Source organism: Cupriavidus sp. HPC(L), assembly GCF_000307735.3.
Lineage (GTDB): Bacteria > Pseudomonadota > Gammaproteobacteria > Burkholderiales > Burkholderiaceae > Cupriavidus.
This window is the reverse complement of sequence record NZ_AMPR02000408.1, coordinates 1-1,061: the sequence shown is the minus strand read 5'-3', so window position 1 is coordinate 1,061 and position 1,061 is coordinate 1. Positions and strand designations below refer to the sequence as shown.

The 1,061-nt window shown below is 71.4% G+C and carries 1 protein-coding gene; it reads left to right on the top strand.

Translation table 11 applies throughout. The features are described 5' to 3' along the window. The coding region (proS, locus tag B551_RS18530; protein ID WP_023264759.1) for a proline--tRNA ligase at positions 1-957 on the top strand (957 nt) is incomplete at its 5' end. Positions 958-1,061 lie beyond the last annotated feature (104 nt).

Below are 1,061 nucleotides of genomic sequence, written 5' to 3'. Positions count from 1 at the left end.
CCGGGCAAGGCCAAGTGCGAGGACGTCGCGCAGCTGCTGGGCATGCCGCTGGAGCGCACCGTCAAGTCGATCGTGCTGGCGACCGAGGGCCCGGCCGGCGAGCCCGCGCAGATCTGGCTGCTGCTGCTGCGCGGCGACCACGACCTGAACGAGATCAAGGCGTCGAAGGTGCCGGGCCTGGCCGAGTTCCGCTTCGCCACCGAGGCGGAGATCGTCGCCACCTTCGGTACGCCCCCGGGCTATCTGGGCCCGATCGGTGCCAAGGCGCCGATCCGCGTGGTGGCCGACCGCACCGTCGCCAACATGAGCGACTTCGTCTGCGGCGCCAACGAGCGCGACTATCACCTGACCGGCGTCAACTGGGGCCGCGACCTGCCCGAGCCGGTGGTCGCGGACCTGCGCAACGTGGTCGAGGGCGATGCCTCGCCCGACGGCAAGGGCCGGCTGGCGATCTGCCGCGGCATCGAGGTCGGCCACGTGTTCATGCTCGGCACGCGCTATTCGGCGGCGATGAACGCGACCTTCCTCGACGAGAACGGCAAGACCCAGCCGATGCAGATGGGCTGCTACGGCATCGGCGTGACGCGCATCGTCGGCGCGGCGATCGAGCAGAACTACGACGAGCGCGGCATCATCTGGCCGGCCGCGATCGCGCCGTTCGAGGTGGTGGTGTGCCCGGTCGGCTACGACCGCTCGGAAGCGGTCAAGGCCGAGGCCGATCGCATCCATGCCGAGCTGCTGGCGGCCGGCGTCGATGCAATCCTGGACGACCGCGGCGAGCGCCCCGGCGTGATGTTCGCCGACTGGGAACTGATCGGCGTGCCGCATCGCGTGGTGGTCGGCGACCGCGGCCTGAAGGAAGGCCAGGTCGAGTATCAGGGCCGGCGCGATGCCGAGGCGAGCCGCGTGGCGGTGGCCGACATCGTCGGGCATGTCCGCAAGCTGCTGGCCAACTGACGCCATGCCCACGCCGCGATGCGCCGCCATCGCGGCGCTGCTGACAGCGCTGGCGTTGCTGACCGCGCCGCCCGCGCACGCCGGCGCCCAGCGCGAGGAGCAGC